Source organism: Streptomyces sp. NPDC001407, from assembly GCF_042895325.1.
In the GTDB taxonomy this organism is placed as follows: domain Bacteria; phylum Actinomycetota; class Actinomycetes; order Streptomycetales; family Streptomycetaceae; genus Streptomyces.
Genome location: NZ_JBIAWF010000003.1, coordinates 235,372 through 255,170 on the forward strand (window position 1 = coordinate 235,372; position 19,799 = coordinate 255,170).

Annotated in this window: 15 protein-coding genes; 4 read left to right on the plus strand and 11 right to left on the minus strand. The window is 73.9% G+C overall.

Annotation, left to right across the window (positions count from 1 at the left end; translation table 11 throughout):
- Positions 1–110 precede the first annotated feature (110 nt).
- Both lanKC and ACFY1P_RS06600 read right to left on the minus strand, forming a co-directional pair.
- Positions 111–2,663, minus strand: coding sequence for a class III lanthionine synthetase LanKC (gene lanKC, locus ACFY1P_RS06595; RefSeq protein WP_390749912.1), 2,553 nt, complete (start codon positions 2,661–2,663; stop codon positions 111–113).
- 37 nt (positions 2,664–2,700) lie between these two features.
- A complete protein-coding gene (locus tag ACFY1P_RS06600) occupies positions 2,701–3,762 on the minus strand; it encodes a radical SAM protein (RefSeq protein ID WP_361525928.1) in 1,062 nt (353 codons plus the stop codon).
- Between the two features lie 207 nt (positions 3,763–3,969).
- Here ACFY1P_RS06600 and ACFY1P_RS06605 point away from each other — a divergent pair, with 207 nt between their 5' ends.
- The 3 genes from ACFY1P_RS06605 (at position 3,970) to ACFY1P_RS06615 (ending at position 7,219) form a co-directional block, all read left to right on the plus strand.
- Entirely contained in the window at positions 3,970–6,015 is a 2,046-nt protein-coding gene (locus ACFY1P_RS06605) for a GAF domain-containing sensor histidine kinase (RefSeq protein WP_390749913.1), read from the plus strand.
- Positions 6,008–6,709: a response regulator transcription factor gene (locus ACFY1P_RS06610; protein ID WP_361525922.1), complete on the plus strand. Its 702-nt coding sequence runs from the start codon at positions 6,008–6,010 to the stop codon at positions 6,707–6,709. Before ACFY1P_RS06605 ends, ACFY1P_RS06610 begins: the two co-directional genes overlap by 8 nt.
- 66 nt (positions 6,710–6,775) lie before the next feature.
- Positions 6,776–7,219, plus strand: coding sequence for an NUDIX domain-containing protein (locus tag ACFY1P_RS06615; RefSeq protein WP_390749914.1), 444 nt, complete (start codon positions 6,776–6,778; stop codon positions 7,217–7,219).
- 27 nt (positions 7,220–7,246) lie between these two features.
- On the opposite strand, the gene ACFY1P_RS06620 is transcribed toward ACFY1P_RS06615, so the two are convergent.
- The 9 genes from ACFY1P_RS06620 to ACFY1P_RS06660 all read right to left on the minus strand — a co-directional run bounded on the left by ACFY1P_RS06620 (position 7,247) and on the right by ACFY1P_RS06660 (position 17,175).
- Positions 7,247–8,197, minus strand: a complete 951-nt coding sequence (locus tag ACFY1P_RS06620) for a TNT domain-containing protein (RefSeq protein ID WP_390749915.1) — start codon at positions 8,195–8,197, stop codon at positions 7,247–7,249.
- A 252-nt stretch (positions 8,198–8,449) separates the two neighbouring features.
- Positions 8,450–10,003 carry a GMC family oxidoreductase gene (locus ACFY1P_RS06625; RefSeq protein WP_390749916.1) on the minus strand — a complete coding sequence of 518 codons (1,554 nt, stop codon included), beginning with the start codon at positions 10,001–10,003 and terminating at the stop codon, positions 8,450–8,452.
- A 2-nt stretch (positions 10,004–10,005) separates the two neighbouring features.
- Positions 10,006–10,404, minus strand: a complete 399-nt coding sequence (locus tag ACFY1P_RS06630) for a VOC family protein (RefSeq protein ID WP_361525910.1) — start codon at positions 10,402–10,404, stop codon at positions 10,006–10,008.
- Positions 10,401–11,984: an MFS transporter gene (locus ACFY1P_RS06635; RefSeq protein ID WP_361525907.1), complete on the minus strand. Its 1,584-nt coding sequence runs from the start codon at positions 11,982–11,984 to the stop codon at positions 10,401–10,403. Before ACFY1P_RS06635 ends, ACFY1P_RS06630 begins: the two co-directional genes overlap by 4 nt.
- A 27-nt stretch (positions 11,985–12,011) precedes the next feature.
- Positions 12,012–12,968, minus strand: a complete 957-nt coding sequence (locus tag ACFY1P_RS06640; protein WP_361525904.1) for a hypothetical protein — start codon at positions 12,966–12,968, stop codon at positions 12,012–12,014.
- Entirely contained in the window at positions 12,965–13,816 is an 852-nt protein-coding gene (locus tag ACFY1P_RS06645) for an alpha/beta hydrolase (protein ID WP_361525902.1), read from the minus strand. Before ACFY1P_RS06645 ends, ACFY1P_RS06640 begins: the two co-directional genes overlap by 4 nt.
- On the minus strand, positions 13,809–14,957 hold the full coding sequence (locus ACFY1P_RS06650; RefSeq protein WP_361525899.1) for an SDR family oxidoreductase: 1,149 nt from the start codon (positions 14,955–14,957) through the stop codon (positions 13,809–13,811). The genes ACFY1P_RS06645 and ACFY1P_RS06650 overlap by 8 nt, the downstream gene beginning before the upstream one ends.
- Positions 14,954–15,508 (minus strand): phosphopantetheine-binding protein, encoded by a 555-nt coding sequence (locus ACFY1P_RS06655; RefSeq protein WP_390749917.1) that lies wholly within the window; start codon positions 15,506–15,508, stop codon positions 14,954–14,956. Before ACFY1P_RS06655 ends, ACFY1P_RS06650 begins: the two co-directional genes overlap by 4 nt.
- Positions 15,505–17,175 (minus strand): AMP-binding protein, encoded by a 1,671-nt coding sequence (locus ACFY1P_RS06660; RefSeq protein ID WP_390749918.1) that lies wholly within the window; start codon positions 17,173–17,175, stop codon positions 15,505–15,507. The genes ACFY1P_RS06655 and ACFY1P_RS06660 overlap by 4 nt, the downstream gene beginning before the upstream one ends.
- Before the next feature lie 349 nt (positions 17,176–17,524).
- Between ACFY1P_RS06660 and ACFY1P_RS06665 the strand changes: the two genes are divergently transcribed.
- Positions 17,525–19,795, plus strand: coding sequence for a BTAD domain-containing putative transcriptional regulator (locus ACFY1P_RS06665; protein ID WP_390749919.1), 2,271 nt, complete (start codon positions 17,525–17,527; stop codon positions 19,793–19,795).
- Positions 19,796–19,799: the final 4 nt, after the last annotated feature.

The following is a 19,799-nucleotide window of genomic DNA, read 5'->3' on the forward strand; positions in this document are numbered from 1 at the left end:
GACCGGCCGTCAGACCACGCCGCGCGCGCTCTCGTAGCTGTTCGCGCAGGGCCACAGGGCCGGGGCCTCCTCCTCCATCTCCTGGAGCTCGAGGATCTCTGCCATGTCGTTCACCTCCTCTCTCCTTCCGTGCCGGACAGGGTCCGCGGGTCGAGGTAGGGCAGGACCGGGCCGGTCCCCTCGAACGCGGAGCTCAGGGCGAGCAGGACGCCCGCCGACCCGGTGGCCAGGTCCGCCGCGAGGCGGGCCGACCGGAAGCCGGGGAAGGCCAGATGGCCGCGGTAGGAGCGGGCGTGCCAGGCCAGGCGGTGGATCTGGGTGCGGACCGCCGCGGCGTCCCCGGGCCCGCCGAGTGCCGCGAGCGCCGCGATGCCTCCGGCGCGGCCCCGGACCAGCCCGGAGTTGCGTACATACAGCGCCCGGCAGGTGTGCAGGAGCGTGCGGAGCGTGGCCGCCCGCTCCGGGTCGGGACGGTGCGCGAGGAGGTGGCGCAGCGCGAAGGCGAGACCGATGCTGCCGCCGTGCAGATAGGGCAGCCGGTGGGTGCCGTCGAAGAGGGTGAGGTGGCCGTCGGCGCCCACGGCGCACCGGTCGAGGTCGTGGCCGAGCGCGATGCCGGCGGCGTCCAGCCAGTGCGGGGCGCGGGTCTCCTCGTACAGGCGCAGGAAGAGCAGGGCGATGCCCGCGCCTCCGTGCAGCAGGCCGTACGGCGCGGGCTCGCCGGGCCGTGCGGCGGGCGGTCCGGCCGCGACGCGGTCGGCCAGCTTCTCCGCCGCCCGGACCGCCTCGTCGCGCAGCGACGCGTCTGCCGTGACCCGGGCGAAGCGCAGCTGGTTCAGGGCGATGCCCGCGGCGCCGTTCGCGAGGCCGGGGCAGGTGACCTCGGCGGCGGCCGCGCGAACGCGGTCCAGAAGCTCCAAGGCGTGCTCGCGATGCCCCAGTTGATCGAGGGTCAGGGCGATGCCGTGCAGGCCGTCGTGGAGGCCGGGGCGCGGCGCCGGGTCCCGGCGGGCGGCCGCGATCAGCCACGCGGTGTACTCCTCGGGGACCTCGGCGCCCACCCGGTGCAGCGAGTGGAGGACTCCGGCCGCGCCGTAGGCGAGGGCGGGGCCGCCGATGGCCGCCGGGCCGGTGGGTGTGCCGGGGAAGAGGCGGTCGGCACGGCCGGGTGTGGCCATGGCGTGGATGCCGGCGACGAGCGAGTCGCGGATCGCCGGCCAGTGGGGTTCCGGCGCTGTGAGGAGGTCCGCGGGGTGGTCGTGCGGGCCGGTCCGGCCCGCCGGGCTCAGGCCGGTGAACAGGGCCGTGCCGAAGCCCGGGGGCAGCGGGTAGGTCCGGTCGACGGCCGTGGTGAGGGTGCGCAGCCCCGCCGGGCCGTCGTACGGGAGGGGCAGGAACAGCCACAGGCGCAGGAGGTTCAGCAGGTGCGCGGTGGCGTCGGCGCCGCGAAGGCCGTCGGGTGCGGTGTGGCCGGGGCCGCCCAGGGCGGGCGCGCGGTCGTCGGTGAGGCCGGTGGCGGTGGTGAGGGCGATGAGGACGAGGCGGCCGTCGGGGCGGACGATCACGTCCTTGGGGTCGAGTTCCCCCAGGCGCAGTCCCCTGGTGTGGAGTCGGCGCAGTGCCCGGCCGAGGTCGTCCAGGACCGCGAGGGCCCAGGTCGCGTACGCGGGGGCTTCCTTCTCGGCGCGTTCCTCCGAGGTCAGCGGGAGGGCGCGGGCGGCGGCCTCGGCCAGGCTGGTGCCCGCGATGTGCTCGACGGCGAGGAAGTGGTGCTCCCCGAGGACGTGGTGGCCGAGGAGGCGGGGTACGCAGTCCAGGCCCGCGAGCCGGGCCAGGGCCGCGCGTTCCCGGACGAGCCGGGTGACGGCGTCCTCGCCGTGCCGGTCGAGGGCGGCGTGGGGGCGGGCCTCGCGGAGCACGACGCGCGCGCCGGTCTCCCGGTCGGTGGCGAGGTAGGTGCCGCCGCCGTTGGTGAGCCGCAGCGCGCGCCGTACGTGGAAGGGGAGTTCACCCGTCGGCGGGGCGTGCAGGGCGGCCAGGGCGGGGCGCAGCACGTCGGGCAGCGGCAGCCAGTCGGGGCAGCGGAAGAGGGGGCGGCGGTCCTCCGGGACGAGGGTGCCGGCGGGGGTCCGCAGCGTGCGGTCGGTGCGGTCCGGCGTGGCCGAGGCGGCGTACCGCACGTGGAGCGGGCCCGAGCGGTGCCGCAGGGCGCCGAGGACGTAGGGGCCGGGGGTGCCGTCGAGCAGGGCGGTGAGCTCGTCGAGGGACCGGGCCAGCGCGGTGTCGTCCGTCGGGTGGAGGATGAGGAGATCGCCGCTGGTGAGCCGGTCGGCGCGGACGCCGTTGAGGGCGCGCGCGGCGGCCACGCTGCGGATGAGGTCGACGGTCATGCCGTGCCGCAGGGCGTGGTCCCGGACGGCTTCGGCGGCCCGTGGCAGGTCGGCCGGGGTCACCGAGACGTGGATCTTCCAGCCCTGTCCGGGCAGGCCGGTGCCGTCCGGCCGCAGGCGGACCCACCAGCCGTGTGCGGTGCGGGTCCAGCCCGGTGGCGGTTCCCGGGTGACCGCGGCGAGCCGTTCGCCGTCGTCGGGGAGGTTCTCCGGGAGCTCGAAGAGGACGGGGTCGGCCAGGGAGAAGCGGTCGTGGTCGTGGAGTGTCGTCATGGCGGGCGCCCTCTGCCGGATTCCGGTGGGATGTCGGTCACTTCACGGTGGTGAGGAATTCCGGTGGGTCGAGCCGTACGGTGCGCCGGTCCAGGCGGGCCCGGTCCTCGGGCGAGGCGAAGTGGCGGTCCATCTTCCGTACGGCTTCCGCCCATTCCTCGACGGTGTGGACCGCCGAGAGCGTCTCGACCACGAAGGGGTCTTCCAGCCGGGCGAGCGCGCGTTTCCACAATTCCCTCGCCGGGACGTCGAGGAGATTGCCCACGGTGCCTTCGTAGGCGGGTATTCCGCGTACCGCGCCGTCCGGTTCCACCTGCATCACCTGGGTGTCGACGCGCTGGGCGACGCGTTGCGGATTCATGACGAGGTTGAAATTGTCGGTGGTGAACACCGTCACGGTCGGCGGGGCGAGTTCCCGTAGCCGCCGGAGTTGTTCCTCGCTCGTCAGGTGGACGACCTGGGCGTGGTCGAGCAGTTCGTTCCGGCAGAATTCCGGGCGGCTGGCGAGTCCTTCGGGCACGGCGGCGTTGAAGGCGAGGGTGTGGAGTTCGGGGAACCTGGGGGCGATGTCCGAGGCGAACCGCTCCAGTTGGCCGATGTTGGAGCGGATCACCACGCAGTCGATTCCGAAACGCAGTCGCCGGGCGCCCTCGGTCCGGCGCCGGCGTGCCACGTCGTCGAGCTTGCCGAGGGCGGCCATGGCCCGGGCGAAGGAGCCCGCCCGGCCGCGGATGCGGTCGTGCGTCGCGGCCGTGGCGCCGTCGAGGCTGACGACGACCTCGTCGAACGCGTCGGCCAGGCGTTCGGCGACCGACCGGCTCATCACCCACCCGCTGGTGTTGACTGAGGTCTTCACCCCGGCCCGCCGCAGCCGCTCCGCGACCTCGAAGACGCCCGGCACGACGAGCGGTTCGCCGCCGGAGAGCGCGACGACCCGCGGCCCCAGGGAGATCAGGGCGTCGGTCACCCGCAGCATGTCCGGGAGGCGCAATTGCCGCGTCGGACGCCGCCCGGATTCCGAATAACAGTGCGAGCATCGCAAGGGACACGCATAAGTGGTGTCCCAGATGACCACCTCGGGACCGGCGGAAAGACTCATCGAAACCACCCGCTCTCGGAAATCCCACTCGCCTCACCGAAATCACCTTCCCGGGCCCGCCGGGCGGGAAGGAGACCACTCGAGTCTGCGGCGCCGGGCGTTTTCGGGGGAGCCGGGCCGCCCCCCATCTCCCTGGAGGTTTTCCGCCACCCGGAACGGAGGCCCTCTTCCTGGACGGCCGCGGCGCGGCCCGCCGATAATGCGAGGGTGACGGCCAGGAACGGGTGGATGCGGGTGGCCGCGTGGGGCGGGGCTCCCTGCCTGCTCTGGGCGACCGTCATCGGAACGACCCAGTTGCAGAACCGCTATACGCTGCCGTGGATTCTCGGATCCGTACTGCCGTGTTATTTCGCGGGCCTGTTCAGCTGGTGGCACGCGCCGGCCAGTCCGATCGCACGGCGCCTGCTGCTGATCGGGGTGGGCCTTTCGGCGACCATCGCCCTTCGTTATACCGAGACGCTGCTGACCATGACGTTCGGCTGGCGCCTGCACCCCCGCACCGGCCACCCCTCCCTCGTGGGGTATCTCTGCCTGGTCTCCGGCCAGTTGGACGACATGGCGGTCAGCCTCCTCATCGTCCGGCTGCTGGCCCTGCTGCCCGACGGCAACCCCCGCTTCGCCTACGAACGCCCTCTCCTGCGCGCCTTCTGGGCCCTGCTGGCCCTGCCGCTGGTGCTGCCGCTCAGCCCGGTGTCCGACCGCGTCGCCCACGGCCTGGTCTTCTACTACCCGGAGGCGTGGCTGCCCGCGGTGGGCGCGGTACTGCTCGTGGTCCGGTGTCTGCGCGCCAGGGCGGCCGGGCGGCGTGACGTCGCCGCGCTGCTGCCCTTCGCCGTGCCGGGCGCGGCCGTGCTCCTGGCGCGCGCGGCGTCCAGGCTGTTCCGCACCTGGCAGGGCGACCACGGCTACCTCTACTTCATCGGCGCGCTCCTGGGCGCGCTGCCCTACGTCCTGATCTCCCTCCTCGTCGTCTACGCCGCGTTCCGGCACCGGCTGCTCGGAGTGGACATCCCCGTCAGCCGCACGGCCGTGCACGGGGCGCTCTGGCTCATTGTCAACAGCTGGTACCTCGGGATGGCGATGACGCTCGGCCTCACCGCCGGGCAGTACCTCCCGATCGGGCTGGCCGTGCTGATCGCCGTCACCGCGACGGCCCTCTTCCAGCCGCTGCGGACCCGGCTGAACCGCCTGGTCGAGCGGCACGTCCTCGGCAAGCGCCTCACCAGCTTCGAGCTGCTCGTGCAGTTCGGCAGCACCCTGGAGCACGCGTACGACCTCGACCGGCTCGCCCCGCGGCTCGCCGCCGGGCTGCGGGACGGCCTCAGCCTGCGCTGGGTGCGCGTGCGCCTGGGCGGCGACGGGCTGCCCGTCTCCCTCGCCGAGGCGGGCGACCCCTCGGGCGGGCCGCCGGACGGCTCGTTCCCCCTCCGGCACGGCGACGAGGTCCAGGGGCTGATCGAGTACGGGCCCAAGCTGGCGGGCCGGTTCACCCCGGAGGACCACGACGTCGTGGAGACCCTCGCCGGTCCGGCCGCGCTGGCCGTGCACAACGTGCGGCTGGCCGCCGCGCTGTCCGCGAAGGTGGCGGAGGTCCAGCGGCAGGCCGCCGAGCTCGACGCCTCCCGCGCCCGCATCGTGCACGCCCAGGACAGCGAGCGGCGCCGGATCGAGCGGCGGCTGCACGACGGGATCCAGCAGGAGCTCGTCGCGCTCGTCGCCCGGCTGGCACTCGCCCGCAACCGCCTGCACCGGGGCGCCGACATCGACGCGGCACTCGTCGCGATACAGGACGACGCCTGCCGGGTCATCGACGAACTCCGCGAATTCGCCCACGGCATCCACCCGCCCGTCCTCACCGACCAGGGGCTGGTGGCGGCCGTGACCTCCTGCGCGCGCCGGATGCCGCTCCCCGTCACCGTGCACAGCGGCGACGGGGTCGAGGCCGTACGGTTCGCGCTGGACGTCGAGGAGTCCGCGTTCTATCTGGTCTCCGAGGCCCTCACGAATGTGCTCAAGCACGCCCATGCCCGCCATGTGACGATCCGCCTCGCGCGCGAGGACGGCTGGCTGCTGGTCGAGGTGCGCGACGACGGGACGGGCTTCCCCGTCGACGCAACCCGCGGGTCGGGCCTGACCGGCATGCGGGACCGCATCGAGGCGGTCGGCGGCGAACTGGGGATCACCGCGGGACCGGACGGCACCACCATCCGCGCCCGGCTGCGGGAGCACGTCAGAGAGGAAGCCCGTGCCTGAGACCCTGCGCGTCGTCATCGCCGAGGACCACTACCTGGTCCGCGAGGGCACGCGCCGCCTGCTGGAGGACACCGGGGAGGCCGAGGTCGTCGCCGCCGTGGGAACCGCGGAGGAACTCCTCACCGCCGTCGGCCGGCTGCGGCCCGAAGTCGTCATCGCGGACATCCGGATGCCGCCCGGCCACCACACCGAGGGGATCGCCGCGGCGCACGAGATCCGCGCCGCCCACCCCGGGATCGGCGTCGTGATGCTCTCCCAGCACGCCAACGAGCACTACGCCTTCGACCTCTTCCGCCGGGGCACGGACGGCCTCGCCTATCTGCTCAAGGAGCGCATCGGCGAGGTCGACGAACTCCTGCGCGCGCTGCGGGAGGTGGCCGCCGGGCGCTCGGTGGTCGACCCGCGCATCGTCGAGGTGCTGATGGGCAGCCACGTCCGCGCCTCGGACGCACCGCTGGCCGCACTCACCCGGCGCGAACTCGACGTCCTGCGGCACATGGCCGAGGGCAAGACGAACCGGGCGATCGCCGAATCCCTGACGCTGTCGGAGTCCACCATCGAGAAGCACGTCAACTCCACCTTCGCCAAGCTCGGCCTCGCCGAGGTCCCCCAGCTCCACCGCCGCGTCAGCGCCGTGCTCGCCTACCTCCGTCACGCCCCCTCGGGCCCGCCCGGCCCGGGAGGGACGCGGTGATGGCATCATCGGCGTGGCGGGGCCCGGTGGACCGGTCCCCGCACGCCACCTCGCACAAGGAGCAGCATGGACGTCGAACAGCGCACCGCCGGCCCGGCCCCGGTGGGCAAGCTGATCGAGAAGGTCGCGTGGATCCGGCTGGAGAACGGCCGGGTGCTCACCGCCCGGAGCCACGGCAAGCCCGCCTTCTACCTCCCCGGCGGCAAGCCGGAGGCCGGTGAGAGCCCACAGGAGGCCCTGGTCCGGGAGGTCACGGAGGAGCTCGGCGTCACGCTCGACCCCGCGACGATCGCGCACGCGGTGACCGTCGAGGCAGCGGCCGACGGCAAGGCCGCGGGCACGGTCGTGCGGATGGTCTGCTTCACGGCCGAGGGGTCGGGAGTCCCGGCACCGGCCGCCGAGATCGCCGAGGTGGCGTGGCTCGGGCCCGAGGACCGCGACCGGGTCAGCGCCGCCACGGCCATGGTCCTGGACGAGCTGGTGTCGGCGGGGCTGCTGTCCCGTGCGTGACGCCACGCGGCTCCACCGCGCGGCCCGCTAGCCGATGCTCTCCACCAGCTCCCGGTAGAAGCGGCCGGCCGCCCTCGACTCGTCCTCGTACGTCGCCACGACCCGCTCGCGGCCGCGCTCCGTCAGCGCGACCTCCCAGGTGCTCGAGGCGGCGCGGCGCAGGGAGTAGAACTCGGAGGCGGGTGCCGCGGGGTCGTGGACGTCACCGATGCGGTAGAAGTCGTCGGGGACGCCCGCCTCGCGGAGCTCGGCGCGGACGGAGTGGCGGTCCACGTCAGGCCGTGCCGCGGTGGGACGGGCGAGCGACGAGCGCTTCGCCGCGGCCTTGCGCGTGGTGGGGTTCTCCTCCAGGTACTTGTTGTCCAGGAGCCATTTGACGTTCACGTCCTTCGGGAGGTTCTTGTCGACCGCCGCGTCGAGCTTGAACTGCGTGCCCTTACCGGGCTGGCCGAACCAGGGGGCGATGGCGCCCTGGTACACACTGAACGCCTTCTTGACCGTGTAGACGTGGTAGTTGCAGGTCGCTCCGCCCGGGTAGGTGCGCAGGTTCGACGGCGGGATGGCCCGGGCGGCGTACGAGGCGTCCGTGGGGGCGAGGAAGGTGCCCGTGGGCTGACCGAAGCGGTCGACCTTGGTGCCCGCCTTGAGGAGGCCGGCCACCTTCTTGCCGTCGAAGCCGTCGTTGCCGGGCCACTTCCAGTCGTCGCCCTTCGGGGTTCGCCACTCCTTGAGGAAGACGTCGGGGGCCGGGCTGCCCTTGCCCGTGCGGACCCAGTTCTTCAGCAGGGGGCCGAGCGGTGCCTTGCCCGGCAGGTCGGCCGCGCCGAGCGTCCAGTTGCTCTGGAACGGGGTCGCGCAGGTGCCGTCGGCCGCCGGCTGCGGCGCGGCGGGGGTCTGCGCGTGCGCCGTGCCGGTGAGGGTGGTACCTGCCAGCACGGTGCCGCATATCGCCGCTGCTATTCGGGCCTTGGTCGTCATGGGACGCTCCGGGAGTTCGCTGAGTGACGGGAGTGGCAGTTGGCCACCACCGCACACTGCAACACCCGGCACAGCGGAGGAAGCAGGTATCAGGACGCCCTGTTCAGGCCGGAAATCGCAGGCAGGTCCGGCCGTTCACCCGGCACGGGACGATCAACTCGGTCCAGCCGCTCGGGAGCCGTGGGTAACACCCCGTCAGCCGTCGGCCTCGCCCGCCGCGCGGGCGGGCTCCGTGATCCGGCCGAAAACCGTTCAGCCCCGGATCAGGTCCGCGGCCTTCTCCGCGATCATGATGGTGGGGGCGTTGGTGTTGCCGCGCGGGATCACCGGCATGACCGAGGCGTCGCACACCCGCAGGCCCTCGACGCCGCGCACCCGGAGCGCGGCGTCGACCACCTCGCCCATGGCGCAGGTGCCGACCGGGTGGTAGACCGTCTCGGCGCGGGCGCGCGTCCAGCGCTCCAGCGCCGCGCGGTCCGTGCCCTCCAGCGCGTACAGCCCGGCGAGGTGGCCGGCGAGCGGGCGGCTCGCCCCGATCTCCAGCGCCAGCTCCAGGCCGTCGACGAGACGGGCGAGGTCGCCCTCCCCTGTGCCGTAGCACGGGTCGATCACGGGGGCGGCGGCCGGGTCGGCGGAGCGGAGCGTGATCCTCCCCCGGCTCGTGGGGGTCAGCAGGGACACCCCGATCGTGAAGCCGGGGCACGGCGGCGGGGTCAGGCCGTGGTTGTCGAAGAGCACGGGGGCGGCGTGCAGTTGCAGGTGCGGCGGGGCGCCACCGGCGGCGACGAAGGCGCCCGCCTCGACCACGTGCGAGGCCAGTGGTCCACGGCGCGCGAGGGCGTAGCGCAGCACGTTCGCCGGGCGCGGGGCGGATTCCAGGGTGCGGATGCCGCGTACCTCCCAGCCCGCGCCGATGGTCAGGTGGTCCTGGAGGCCGCGGCCCACCCGCGGGCTGTCGGCCACCACGGCGATGCCGAGCGCGGTGAGCTCGGCGGCGGGGCCGATGCCGGAGAGCAGGAGCAGCCGGGGCGAGCCGATCGCGCCGGCCGCCAGGATCACCTCACGCCGGGCACGGAACTCCCGTGGATTCCCGCCGAGTTCGGCGCTCACCCCGACCGCGCGCCCGCGCTCGACGAGGACGCGCCGCACGGTCGCCCGGGTGCGCACCGTCAGATTGCGGCGCCGCGCGGCGGGCCGGAGGAAGGCGCGCGCCGTGCCCGCGCGGCGGCCGCGCCGGACGGTGGCCTGGTAGAAGCCGACGCCGTCCTGCCAGGCACCGTTGAAGTCGGGGTTCGCGGCCAGCCCCGCCGTGCGTGCCGCCGCGTGGAACGCCTCGCTGAGCGGGTGCCGGTCGCGGAGGTCGGAGACGGCCAGTGGGCCGCCGGTGCCGTGATGGGCGTCGGCACCGCGTGAGTTGTCCTCCGAGCGGCGGAAGTACGGGAGGACGTCGCGGTGTCCCCAGCCTTCGAGGCCCCGCTCGCGCCAGCCGTCGTAGTCGGCGGCGTTCCCGCGTATGTACACCATGGCGTTGATCGAGGAGCCGCCGCCGAGGACCTTGCCCGCGGGCCAGTACAGCTGCCGGCCGTCGAGTTCGCGCTGGGCGCCCGTGCGGTGGTTCCAGTCGACCTCGGTGCGAAAGAGCGTGGAGAAGGCGGCGGGCACGGAGATCGCGCGGACGGCGTCGTCCCGGCCGGCCTCCAGGAGCAGGACGCTCGTGCCGGGGTCGGCGCTGAGCCGGGCGGCGAGGACGCAGCCGGCCGATCCGCCTCCGACGATCACATAGTCGTGCTCCGCCTGGTCGCGCACGCTCACTCCCGGTCGTGATGGCAGACGGCTTCGAGGAGGAAGCCGTGGGGGTCGGTCCAGAACGCGGCGTAGTACGGCGGCGGGTATTCGGGGAACTCCCTCGGTGCGTGCACGAGTTCACCGCCCCCGGCGACCGCGGCCGCGGCGGCCTCCCGGACCCGGGTGCGGGTGCGGACCATGAAGGCGAGATGCTGGAGGCCGGTGCGGTGGCGGGAGAAGGCGCCGGGCTCCGCGCTCGCGTACAGGAAGAGGTAGGTGCCTCGCTTGCCGTCCGCAGGCCGGTAGGCGTGCTGTGTCGCGTCGCCGAAGTAGGTCTCGAAGTCCAGCAGGGGCATGATCCGGTCGTAGTACGCCACGGCGGCCCGCAGGTCGGGGACGTTGAGGCCCAGGTGCCCGATCACGTGATGCCGCCTTTCGCGGGGGTGCGCGCGGGGCGCGGCATGGCGGCCAGCACCAGCACGGCCGCGACGAGGTCGCAGACGGCGGCGACGCCTATGGCGCTCTGGATGCTGTCCGCGAGCGCCCGGCCCGCCGGTTCCAGGATCGCGGTGCGTGCCGCGGGCGGCAGCCCGGAGACGTCGGGGCGGCCGCCCGAGGACAGGCGGTCGACGATGCGGGCGCGCCCGCCGTCCGGGAGCGCGAGGTGGGCCAGCGCGCCGGGCAGCTTGTCGCGGAAGTGCTGGATGACGACGGTGCCCAGGACGGCGACGCCCAGGACCCCGCCGATCTGCCGGGAGGTCTGGACGGCCCCGGCGCCCATGCCCGCCCGGTTGTCCATGACGGCGGCGAGCACCGCGATGGTCCCGGGCGTGACGGCCAGGGTCGTGCCGAAGCCGATGAGGACGAACGGGCCGGTGTATTCCAGGAATCCGTCGTCCATCGGCACCCTGGTCAGGGCGAGCAGGCCCAGCCCGGAGACGGCGCAGCCCGCGGCGAGCGGCAGGCGGGCGCCGTAGCGGCCGGTCACCCACCCGGCGACGGGCGCGGCCACGGCGGTCGCCGCGGTCAGCGGGAGGAAGCGCAGCCCCGTCTCGTAGGCGGAGAGTCCCTCGAAGGACTGGAAGTGGACGGAGAGGAACAGCAGGACGCCGAACATGCCGAAGAAGGTGACCATGCCCGCGAGGTTGGGCAGGGTGAAGGCCCGGTCGCGGAAGAGGGTCATCGGCAGGACGGGGGCGCGGGTGCGCAGTTCCCAGCCGGCGAAGCCCGCGAGGAGCAGCGCGGCCAGCACGAGGACGCCGAGGACGGCGGCGGAGGTCCAGCCCCAGTCGTTGCCCTGGATGAGACCGAGAGTCAGGGAGCCGACGCCCGCGGAGAAGAGCACCATGCCGACGGTGTCGATGCGGCGGCCGTCGTGACCGCGGCCCCCGGTGATGAACCGCAGGGCGGCGAGCGCGGCGAGGAGCCCGATCGGCACGTTGACCCAGAACACGCTGGCCCAGCCGAAGTGGGTCACGAGGAGGCCGCCGACCAGCGGGCCGCCCGCGAGCCCGAGGCTGCCGACGCCGGACCAGATGCCGACCGCGGCGGCCCGCACGCGCGGGGTGCCGCCCTGCGCGGTGATCAGGGACAGCGAGATCGGCATGATCACCGCCCCGGCGGCGCCCTGGAGGCCGCGGGCGGCCAGCAGTACGCCGATGTTCGGTGCGAGGGCGCACAGCGCCGAGGCGGCGGTGAAGCCCAGGATGCCCACGAGGAAGACCCGTTTGTGGCCGAACACGTCACCGAGGTCACCGGCCACGAGCATGAGGCAGGCGAACGTCAGGGTGTAGGCGTTGACGACCCATTGGAGGCCGGTGAAGGTCGTGCCGAGGGAGTCCTGGATGTCGGGCAGCGCGACGTTGACGATGGTCGTGTCGAGCCAGACCATGAACAGCCCGGTGCAGAGGATGACGAGCACCGGTGCCATGGACCGCAGCGTGACCGCGTTCCGGGCGGCCCCGGGCGCGTCCGGCCGGCTCAGCCTCTCCGCCTCCGTCATGCTCCACGCCTCCTCGGCCCCGGGGGCCTACCGGCTCACGGCTGAGATCCGGCAGTTCAGGTCGGCCGGTGCGGTGCGGCACCGGTGGGCGAACAGTTGCTCCCCGGGCGGGGCGGCGCTGGCCACGAGACGGTCGGGGCGCGAGCCCGCGAAGGCCTCGGGGGCGACGGCGTCCGGACCGAAGAGGGTGCGGGCGAGGTGGTGATGGGCGACGTCGACACTCTTCCACCGCCCGTCGTCGTCCCGGACGTCGAGCCAGGTGTGGTCGCAGACCTCCGGCCCCACGAGCCAGCCGGTGCGGCCACGGACCTCGTATCCCGCGGCGGTGAGCCGCCGCGCGAGCGCGAGCGTACCACTGACGCAGTCGACCAGCCCCCGCTGTGCCATCCACGCGGCGTCGGCGCGGACGGCGGCGGGCATGCGGACGTAGCGCAGTGGCCGGGCGAGTTCGTCGGCGGTCTCGGCGCGCAGCCGCGGGGACACCAGACGGGCGTGTACGCCGCGGGTCCGCACCCGGTGGCAAAGGGTGTGGACGGCCTCGGGGCCGGACCAGCACCGGGGCCCGGCGCCGGTGGCGGGTGTGTCGTACGGGACCGGTGGCCAGGCCCGCCAGTGTCCCTCCCCCTGGTGGCGTAGGCAGGTCAGGGTGGTCCGCAGCTCCCAGTCGCGCGTCCGTGACCAGTGACGGGGGTCCTGCCGGGCGAAGCGCAGGGCCAGCGACAGGGCGACTTCGGGTACGGAGGCGCGCGACCCGGAGTGGACGGCGAGATTGAACAGGTCACGGCTGTCGTAGCGTTCCCCGTCCGGCGCGGGCCGGCCCGGCAGCCCCCCGGCGGTGAGGTGCTCCCACACCGGGGGCGGGCAGCGCAGCAGGTGGCGGGCGCCGGCCGCGTCCAGTTCGGGCCGGGCGTGGGCGGCGGGCACGGGCACGAAGCCGTCGAGGGCCGCCCGCCAGCCCGCCTCCACGTCGGCGGGTCCGCTCATGTCTTCGCCACGAAACGGCCCACGACGGTCTCGAACTCCTCGGTCTCCTCGATGAAGGGCATGTGCCCCGCGCCCTCGATGACGTGGCCGGTGGCGTCGGGGATCAGGTCCGTGGCGTCCTTCAGGGTGGTACGGGACCACAGGTGGTCGCCGTCCCCGATCAGCAGCAGGACGGGCCGGGTGAGCCGTGCGAGCAGGGCGGGGTCGCCGGAGGCCTCGCGAAGTTCGGTCACGCACGCGCGGACCTGCGCCTCGGAGTTGAGGGCGAGGAAGTGTTCGCGCAGGGCGAGGTAGGTGGCGCGGCCGCCGCGTTCGATGGCCTTGTCGGTGAAGACCAGCGGATAGAGGTAGTCGAAGACGCCGGCCGCGTGCGTGGAGTCCAGGCGCTGGAGCCAGTCCCTGGCCATGAGCCGCATGCGCAGCGGGCCGTACGGGGAGAAGGCGGGGCCGGTGAGGACCATGCCGCGGACGCGTTCGGGGTGGCGGAGGGCGAAGTCGCGGCAGATGAGGGTGGAGGCGGAGGTGCCGATCAGGTGGACGGCGTCGTGGCCGAGGTGGTCGAGGAGGTCGCGCAGGTCCCCCACGTGGTCGTCGAAGTGGTGTTCGCCGGGGCCGGGGCTGGAGACGCCCTGGTTGCGCAGGTCGTAGGTGACGACGGTGTGGTCGCGGACGAGGCGTGAGGTGAAGTTCCGCCAGGCGGGGGCGACGATGAAGAAGTTGTTGAGGCAGACGACGGGCGGCCCGCTGCCGACGCTCTCGTAGTAGAGCTCGGCGCCGGTGGCCGTGGGGCAGCGGCCCTGGCCGCGGTAGCGCAGGTCGAGGGTGGTGGGATCGGCGAAGTCAAACACGGGCGGCCGCCTTCCGCAGGGCGCGGACCTGTTCGGCGGCACCGTCCTTGAGGTAGCGGGTGATGAATTCGCCGATGCGGGCGGGGCCGAGCGGGACGGTGAGGAGGTCCGCGCAGTAGCGCCGGGCCCTGGACGCGTCGAAGACCTTGTCCTGGAGCATGTAGGCGCCCTGGAAGTCGAGGCCCTTGTTGAACGCCGCGTCGATGGAGGTGAGTTCGGCACGGTCGCCGACCCAGCGCGGCGCGCGGATGCCGAGGGCGCCGGTCAGGGCGGCGAGGGCCTCGCCGAGGCGGGTGGGTTCGCTGTTGGTCAGGTGGTAGACGCCGCCGGGCGCCCCCACGGCGCCGAGGCGCACCGCCGCCGCGGCCACGGCGTCGACGGGGACGAGGTTGCCGCGGGTGGTGGGGTCGCCGAGGATCGCCACGGAGTAGTGGTCGAGGTAGTTGCCGAGCCGGGGCTCGATCAGGGCGCGGAAGGCGGTCAGTTCGTCGACGAAGCTGTAGAGGCCGAAGGTGGTGGGCGCGGCGAGGGTCTCGCTGTGGCCGATGACGATGCCGGGGCGCAGGATGCGTACGGTCTCCACCGGCACCCCGGCCACCAGGGCCTCGGCGGCCATCTTGGAGCTCTCGTAGGCGTTGTTGGCGCGGCGGTCGGCGGGGACGGGCTCCTCGGTGAGCAGTCCGGTGCGGTCGCCGACCACATAGGCGGTGCTGACGAGGTCGAAGGTGTGGGCGCCGAGCCGTACGGCCAGTTCGGCGACGTTGCGGGTGCCGGTCACGTTGTGCAGGTCGATCTCCGCGCGGTCGCGGTCGCGGAACTTCAGGGAGGCGGCGGCGTGCCACACCTCGCCGGCCGCCGGGGGCAGCAGGGCGTCGGGTATGCCGCAGCCGGGGGCGGTGACGTCGCCGGGCAGCACCCGGCAGCGGGTGGCGATCTGCCCGGCGACGTCGTCCATGCCGTAGTCGGCGGCCATGCGGGCGAGCAGCCGCGGGACCCGGCGGGCGGCGGGTTCGTGCCGGCTGTCGCGGGCCAGGCACAGGACGTCGGCGTCGGTGCGGCGCAGCAGTTCGAGGACGATCGCGCCGCCGACGAGGCCGGTGACGCCGGTGACGAGGGCGGGCGGTGCGCCGGACGGCGTCATGGAGCGTGCTCCCTGTGGGCGGGCCGGGTGGCCGGGGGTGCGGTGCGGTCGTCGATGTGGCGGGCGAGCGCCGTGAGGGTGGCGAAGGTCTGGGGCGGGGTGTCCTCGTCCCAGGTGAAGGCGAATTCGGTCTCGATGCGGACGAAGAAGTCCACCAGGACCATGGAGGGCAGCCCGAGGTCGCGCAGGGGCGCGGACGGGTCGAGGCGCGTGGTGTCGAGCGGCTCCGGGCCGAGGCGGGCGAGCAGGTGGACGAGCCGGCCGAGGGTGCCGGCGGGCGGTGCCGCGCTCAGCCTGCGGCAGAGGTCCTGGACGTCGCCGACGGTGAGGAGGGTGGTGAACTCCTCGACGGCGAAGCCCTCTTCGTCCGCGCCGATGTCCTCGCTGATCCGGGCGGCGAGCGCGACCTTGGCCAGCGAGTCGAGGCCCAGGTCCTCGCGCAGCCGGGCGGCGGGCACGATGGTGGCGCGGTCCGCCCAGGGCGGCAGGGTCTCGGCGATGAGGGCGACGGCCCGTGCTCCGGGGTCGTCCTCGGGTGTCCGCCGGGTCATGGCGTCTCTCCCGTCCTGGGTGCGGGTGTGGTCGTGGGGAGGGGCGCCGGGGTGAACAGGCGGTTCCCGAAGCGGGCGGCGATCGCGGCCCGGTCCGGCTTGAGGGTGCGGGTCAGCAGTCCTTCGGCGGCGGTGAACGCCTCCTCGGTGCAGAACAGACGGGCGATCCGGGCCGGTTCGGGCAGAGTGCGGTTGAGGTCCTCGACGGTGCGGTCGAGCAGGGTGCGCACCTTGTCGTCGGCCGGGCCCGACAGGGAGACGACGGCGGTCACCACATGGGCGTGCTCGCCGCCCAGCAGTACGGCGTGGGCGACCCCCGGCAGTCCGGCGAGGGCGCGCTCGGCCGGTTCGGGCTGGAGCTTGTAGCCGGACCGCGTGATGATGACGGCCTTCTTGCGCCCGGTGAGGTGCAGATACGGCCCGTCGAAGTGGCCTAGGTCGCCGGTGCCGGTCCAGCCGTCGGGGCGGTAGGTGCCGTCGTCGCGATCACCGTAATAGCCCACGCTGCGGGGCGGGTCGAAGCGGACGAGTATCTCGCCGTCCTCGGCGGTCCGCACGGTGCCGGGGAGCAGCGGCCGGCCCACGGAGCCGTGCCGGGTGCGGCCGAGCAGGTTCCAGGAGATGACGCCCACCTCGGTCATGCCGTAGAACTCGTGCAGCGCGAAGCCGAGTTGTTCCATGAGCCGCAGGGTGGCCGGCCGGGCGGGGGCCGAGCCGGTGAGCAGCAGCCGCGCCCGGCCGCCCAACTGGGCGTGGGCGTCGGCGAAGAGCCGTCGGCGCAGGCGCTGCCGGACGATGCGCAGGGGGATCAGGCCGGTCAGCCGCCGCAGCCGGTCGGCCCGGCGGCGCTCGGCGGGGGGCAGGGCCAGGTAGCGGTTCTCGACGGTCTCGAAGAAGGCCGGGGGGCCGACGATGACGGTGGGGGCCATCGCCTTGAGCGCCGGGTGCAGCCGGGGTACGTCGGCGAGCCGGATGTCGAAGCCGCGCCAGACGGCGAGGTAGACCATGAGCCGCTGCGGGAAGGCGGTGAGCGGCAGCACCACGAAGATCGCGTCGCTCGCGTCCAGGCGCAGCTGGACGGCGTACTCCTCCAGGGTCGCGACGGTGCCGGGAGCGCTCATCATGGCGCACTTGGGCCGGCCGCTGGACCCGGAGGAGAACACCAGGGTGAAGACGTCGGGTCCGGGGACCGCGTGGGCGCCGCCGGGTGCGACGGCGGCGGCGCCGAGGTCGTCCAGCGGTGCCGTCCAGGACGGGCCGGGCGCGCGCCGGGTGTGTTCGCTCCGGGACATCAGCAGCAGCCCGAGGCCGTACGCGGCGCGCAGTTCCTCCGGCGGGGTGTCCCGGTGCGTCTCGACGGGCAGGGCGACGGAGACGGCCCGCAGCCGGATCAGCGCGAGGTCGGCGACGATCCACTCGTAGCTGTTCCCACCGAGGATGCCCACGTGCGTTCCGGCGACGACACCGGCGCTCTCCAGCGCGGCGCAGGCGGCGAGGACGTCGGCGTGGACCCGGGCGTAGGAGTGGCGGACGATTTCACGCCCCCGGTAGCACCACAATTCGCGCCGGGGATATTCGGCGAGGTGATCGACCAGCGTATGGAATTCGGAATTCTCATTTCCGTCGCATGCTCCGGGCGGCTGCCCCTTACGGCCCGGAACGCGCATGGACGATCCCCCCGTCGACCCCGATGGTCCATGACCACTGGACGCAGTCGACTTTAGGAGCGCACCGTCTACGCGACGTCTACGGGGCGTCCGCCGGGCGCGGACCGATATGCCTGCCGAGCCGGTCAGGGAGTTGCTACTCTCACGTAAGCGCTCCCCGATACGCGGTGACCCCCGATCCGGCTCCGGTGCGAGTCTTCGCTTGATCGCCAAATGGCCGGTTCCCCGCCTCATCCGGAGTGCCCTCGAACTGACTACAATCCGCGCGACCGAAGCGTCGCCCGGAGTCGGCAGATCCATCGGTGACCCGCTGCCGTTCCGGCGTCCACCTCTGCGTCCCGGGGGAACCGTGAAATTTCGAGTTTTGGGATACCTGGAGATCCGTACCGCTGACGATCACGTTCTCGATATCACACAGCCCCAGCAGCGTGCCCTGCTCAGCATCCTCCTGCTGCACGCCAACCGTCCCGTGCCCAAGCACCGGCTGACCGACCTGATCTGGGGCCCCGGTCCCCCCGCCTCGGCCTGCGGCATGCTGCGTACATACCTGTGGAAGGCGCGGACCCTCTTCGACGACCCGGGCAGGCTGCGGACCCACCCCAGCGGCTACGCCCTCCACGTGGAGCCGGGCGAGCTCGACCTGCACGACTTCCGCCGCCTCGTCGACGTCGGCGAGCAGCTCCTGGAAGAAGACCCGCACACCGCCTCGCTCCTTCTCCAGCAGGCGCTGGCCCTGTGGCAGGAGCCCGTCCTCGGCGACCTGCCGCCCACGGCGGCGATGGAGGCCGAGGCCATTCACCTGATGGACCGCCGCAGGCTCGCCGAACGCTCGCTGGTGTGGGCCGAGTTGGCGCTCGGACGGCACCACGAGATCGTGCCCCGGCTACGGGCCATGGCCGCGGCCGACCCCTTGGACGAACACGCCTGGGCGCAGCTGATGCTCGCCCTCTACCGCAGCGGCCGCCAGGCCGACGCCCTGATGACCTACACCCAGGTCCGTACGCTGCTGGCCGACGAGTGCGGGGTCGAACCCGGGCCCGAGCTGCGCCGGCTCCACCAGCGGATCCTCGACGAGGACGACACCCTGGGCTGCCGTGGCGCCGAGCCGGCCCTGCCGGAAGCCCCCCGGCCGGGCGAGCAGGCTCCGGCGCCGCACCAACTGCCGCCGGACATCCCCGACTTCACGGGACGCGAGGCCGAGACCGCCCGGCTGGTCATGCTCCTCGAAGCCGCCGGGACCGCCGCCGCGCCACCCGTCGTCCTGGTGTGCGGCCAGCCCGGCGTGGGCAAGACGGCGCTGGCCGTGCACGCCGCCCACCAGCTGCGCCACCGCTTCCCCGACGGCCAGCTCCATGTGCAGCTCGGGGCCACCTCCGACAGCCCGAAGGGTGTCCACGACGCGCTCGGCGAGCTGCTGCGCTCGCTGGGCGTCGCCTGCCCCGCCGTGCCCGACTCCACCGACGAACGGGCGGCGCTGCTCCGTACGCGGCTGGCGGGCCGTCGCGTCCTGATCGTCGCCGACGACGCTGCGGGCCCGACGCAGGCGCGGAGGCTGCTGCCGGGCATGGCGGGCTCCGCGCTCCTGCTGACCAGCCGGATGCGGCTGGCCGCGCCGCCGGGGGCGACCCTGATCGACCTCGACCCGCTCTCCCCCGCCGACTCCCTGCTGATGCTTGAGCGCATGATCGGCCGACGGCGGGTCGCCGCCGAGCCCGAGGCGGCGGGTCGGGTGGCCGCCGCCTGCGCGGAACTCCCGCTCGCCCTGCGGATCGCCGGGATGCGGCTGGCCGCACGGCCCAACTGGCCGCTGCGCACCTTCGCGGAGATCATCGGCGACCGGCACAGCCGCCTCGACGTGCTGGAGGCCGACGACGAGGGTGTACGGGCCCGGCTCGCCCCGAGCTGCGCCGCACTGGACCCGCGCGCCCTGCGCGCGATGCGGCTCCTCGCCCACGGGGAGCTCGACGACTTCGCGTCCTGGGTCGTCGCGGTCCTGCTCGGCGGGCCGTACGCCGAGACCGTGGTCGGCACCCTGGTCGACCACTGCCTGCTCACCCCGGTCGGCGTCGACGCGACCGGCGAGCCGCGCTACCGGCTGCCGGAACTGCTGCGGCTGTACGCGGCGGCGGGCCACGACGGCACCCCCGAGGAGGCCGACGCCGTGCGCGAACGCCTTCTGGACGCCTGGCTGTTGCTCTCCCGCGCCGCCGACCGCGGGCTGGCCCGCCCGCCCCGCCTGCCGCGCGCCGGCGACACCCGTGGCGACCGGCCCGACGCCCTCGCCGCCGTGATACCCGGCCGGGTGGCCACCCGGATCACGGTGGACGCCTCGGCGTGGTTCGCGGCGGAGTACGCGAACCTGCGGCGCGTCATCGACCGCGAGTGCCCCGCCCGCCCCGCGACCGCCGCCAGGCTCGCGGACCGCCAGTTCGCCTGGCAGCAGCAGCACGGACTGCTCGACGACGCGGAGCGGATCTGGCGGCGGATCGCGCGGTGCGCGGAGCGGCTGGGGCAGGCGGGGACGGTGTCGCATGCGCGGTATCGGTTGGCGTGCGTGTCCGCTGCGCGGGGTGCGGGGAGGGTGGCGTGTGTTGTGGGCGGTGGGGGTGAGGGGCGGTAGCTGT